The 3,674-nt window shown below is 42.4% G+C and carries 2 protein-coding genes and 1 riboswitch; both genes read left to right on the top strand.

Features of this window, described 5'->3' with window-relative positions; all coding sequences use genetic code 11:
• Positions 1-943: cation:proton antiporter (locus LUQ50_RS07245; RefSeq protein WP_300038363.1), on the top strand; the 943-nt coding region annotated here is incomplete at its 5' end.
• Between the two features lie 407 nt (positions 944-1,350).
• Positions 1,351-1,411: riboswitch (Fluoride riboswitch) on the bottom strand.
• An 877-nt stretch (positions 1,412-2,288) separates the two neighbouring features.
• Positions 2,289-3,674 (top strand): PAS domain S-box protein (locus LUQ50_RS07240; protein ID WP_300038360.1); only part of this gene is annotated, 1,386 nt, incomplete at its 3' end.

The following is a 3,674-nucleotide window of genomic DNA, read 5'->3' as shown; positions in this document are numbered from 1 at the left end:
GATTCGAAATGGGATAATCGCACTCATAGGCGTAATTATTCCCTGGATTGGAGGATATGGAATCTCTATTCTCTTTGGGTACTCGGGGGCCAGTGCAATCTTTATTGGGACTGCACTTACCGCCACAAGTATTGCAATTACGGCCAATGTGCTTCAGGAACTGAATCAACTCCAGACCGATGCCGCAAAAGCGATCATCGGTGCGGCTGTTATCGACGACATCCTGAGTCTGCTCGCCCTTGCCATCAGTAATGAGGCTGCAACCGGGTCAGTTTCTGTACTATCAATAGGGTTTATGACCATCAAAGCGGTGTCATTTGTCATTATCGGAGCAGCAGTCGGGGTTTTGATCATCTCCCGGTTTATCGAGTATGTGGACGAAACTCCTTTTGCCGGAAAATACCCGGAGTTCACCTTCATTTTTGCAATGATGATGGCATTTATGTATGGAATATTCGCCGAAATGGTAGGATTATCAGCAATTGTCGGCGCATTTATCGCTGGTGTTTCATTCAATGAGATCAAACTAAAACAGGGTCATGATCTGAAAGAAGGAGCGGGATATCTCCAGATCATTTTTGCCTCAATATTCTTTGTGTCACTCGGGATTATGGTTGATCTGAAAGCAGTGACGCCCGATATCATTATATTCCTTGTTGCATTGACTGTGATTGCAGTAGTGACCAAACTTATCGGATGTGGTATACCTGCTTATCTCTGTGGAATGAGTATGAAAGATTCCCTTATTATCGGGTTTGGGATGGCCCCACGAGGGGAGGTTGCTATGATTGTTGCACTAATCGGGCTACAGGAAGGGTTGATCAACCAGGGTATCTATGTCACGATCATCATCATGAGTCTGCTTACCACCATGCTGACTCCCTTAGTCTATCGAAATTGTTTCTTCCGGGATTGTAAGGATGGGGTGAATACCTCCCCCTGATCTTTTTACGACCATGATATGAGAAAGGACGATTCACAAAACCTTCCGGGGTGTTGATAGGATATGATGCAATCGAGCCGAAATCCACCAATAGCGACGAGACCCTGCTCATGAAGAGGAAATTTCATCATTGCTCTACTGACCGAGTTGGGATACTTTACCTGAGGTATTCGGAATAGATAAAAAATTAAAAGGTATTAAGATACTGATCAATCTCCCTTCTGAGAGCCGGTCCTGTAGGATGCCAAGTTTCCAGCATATGAGTGATATGCTTGTCCCAGGCTCTGAAGATACGCGGTATCTTCGGTTATGTCCGATAATAGGTCACCATCTGTCTGCATGATGTGATTCTCCTTCTGGACAATCCAGTAATTCATCGCTCTGCACACCTGAACCGGTGTGAAAAACGAGGGGTAGGAGTTATCAGCCAGGACGGCGGTTGTGGTAAACTCCATCACCGACAGCGATAGCGAAGGTGAGAATACTGCATACTCATGTTGCTGAATTATCGTAAAAAAGATTCTGGATGAGCTGAAGTAAGAAAAAATCGGGGGTATTTTCGAAAGATAGATCCACGAGATCAATAGGCATAACAAAGTATATAGCAGATGCTATATCAATATACGATGAGTACCGGCTGCTCGTTTCATCATATTATACGAATATCCCCGGTACTCACTCTGAATCATAGACAAACCAGGATGTTTTGAATAAAAACTGATTTTGAGAGATTCTGAATTGGTATCACATATCTAGAGGTAGTGAATGAATGAAGTCCTCTGGTGGATAGCGATCATCATAGCGGTAGTTGTATTTTTTGTGCTAATCATCTTTGTAGTACTCCGGTATAGCAGAGATTATCAAAATATTGGTCAATCAGGTAGTTCGCTCAGTGTGCTACATGACCGTTATTTAAAGAGAGAGATTACTTCTGAGCAATTACAAGAGATGAATAAGGAACTCGAAGAAAAATCTCCTGAACATATCATACAGAAGTTTTTACGATATCTCTGAATCTTGTTCTTCCTGTTGATTACGTGTGCAGTAATAGGTATTCAGGATCGTGAAAGATCTGTATAAGAATGAGGTATTACGCTACTTGAAACCGCTTTCACGGTGTTTGCACCCGGTTTGATTATTCGTGCCACATCAACAACTCTTTTGAAAAGAAGATACCTGAGTAGCAGGATAATGAATTCAAATTCTCTCCCTTTTCATTATGAAAAACTCCTCACTCCAGGACCGGGATGGAAGCCGGGGCGACTATTGTCAATAAATCAATGATTTAAAACGACATAGGAACTAATATATCAATCCGGAGGCATTTATTCAAAAGGAAAAGGAAATGACGAGCATCTTTTCACGCTTCCACATATATATTCCACAAGTGCTCCTGACGGGTTCAACTGTTGGGTGTATTCTGGTCAGCTTATATTGTCTGCTGGCTGGATATACTATCATTTTTCAAAACCTTTTTTATTTCCCGATCATACTTGCCTGTCTGTTCTATACCTGGAGAGGGTTTCTCTTCTCTTGCCTCCTTGCACTTGTCTACTTCGGAATGATGATAGGGTATACTCAGAATAATACCATCATCTTGCAAGCCCTGGTTCGGGTAATTCTCTTCATCGGTATCGCAGCAGTGATAACATACCTTGCTGATAATGCGAGACGGTCTGAAGAAGCATTACATCATGTAAACGAATTTCATGAGACAATTATTGAAAATGCCCGTATCTGGCTCATGGTTCTTGACTGGAAAGGGAGGATTCAACTGTGGAATACTGCTGCAGAGGAGATTAGTGGGTATCGTTCAGGGGAAGTTCTCGGAAAAAATAAGATCTGGACATTATTGTACCCGGACCAAAGATACAGAGGGCAGATAAGAGACACTATTCAACGAATTATCAGGAGTAACAATTTTTTTGAGAATTTCGAGACTACCATCCTGACCAAAGCCGGGGATACCAAAATCATCTCCTGGAATACGAAAGGAATTGCTAATGAATCTAACGTAATCACGAAATTCATTGCAATCGGAGCGGATGTAACTGAAAAACACAGGGTGTCGGAAGAACTTGAACGACAGAGACTATTCCTCCAGACACTCATCGATTCTCTGCCGATGCCCATTTTTTATAAAAATCGCAGTGGGATCTATTCCGGCTGTAATGCCGCATTTGAACAATATTTCGGAAAACCCCGTGAGCAGATCATTGGAAAATCTGTCTATGATCTCTGGCCCAAAGAGATGGCAGATGTATATTACAACGCCGATGAAGCGGTTTTTAATTCACCTACTATTCAACAGTACGAGGCATCAGTCAGGTACGCTGACGATTCGACCCATGAGGTTATGTTTTACAAATCCCCGTTTCTAGACGATAAAAACCAGGTCGCCGGACTGATCGGGGCGTTTTTAGATATCACTGAACGGAAACAAAATGAAAAGGCCATTCGAGAGAGCGAGAAGCAGTACCGGTCTCTTTTTGAAAATATGCTTGAAGGTTTTGCATATTGCCATATGTACTATGATGAGAAGGGTGAACCTTCTGATTGGCTCTATCTCGATGTGAATGATGCCTTTGAAAAGAACACCGGCTTGTCTGATGTAAAGGGCAGACTTGCGTCAGAAATATTTCCAGGAATCCGCGAAAAATCGCCTGAACTTTTTGAGATCTATAACCGGGTAGAGATCACCGGAATTCCGGTAACTTTTGAAGATTTTTTT

Source organism: Methanospirillum sp., assembly GCF_028679455.1.
In the GTDB taxonomy this organism is placed as follows: domain Archaea; phylum Halobacteriota; class Methanomicrobia; order Methanomicrobiales; family Methanospirillaceae; genus Methanospirillum.
The sequence above is the reverse complement of the archived record's forward strand: the minus strand, read 5'-3'. Positions and strand labels throughout refer to the sequence as shown.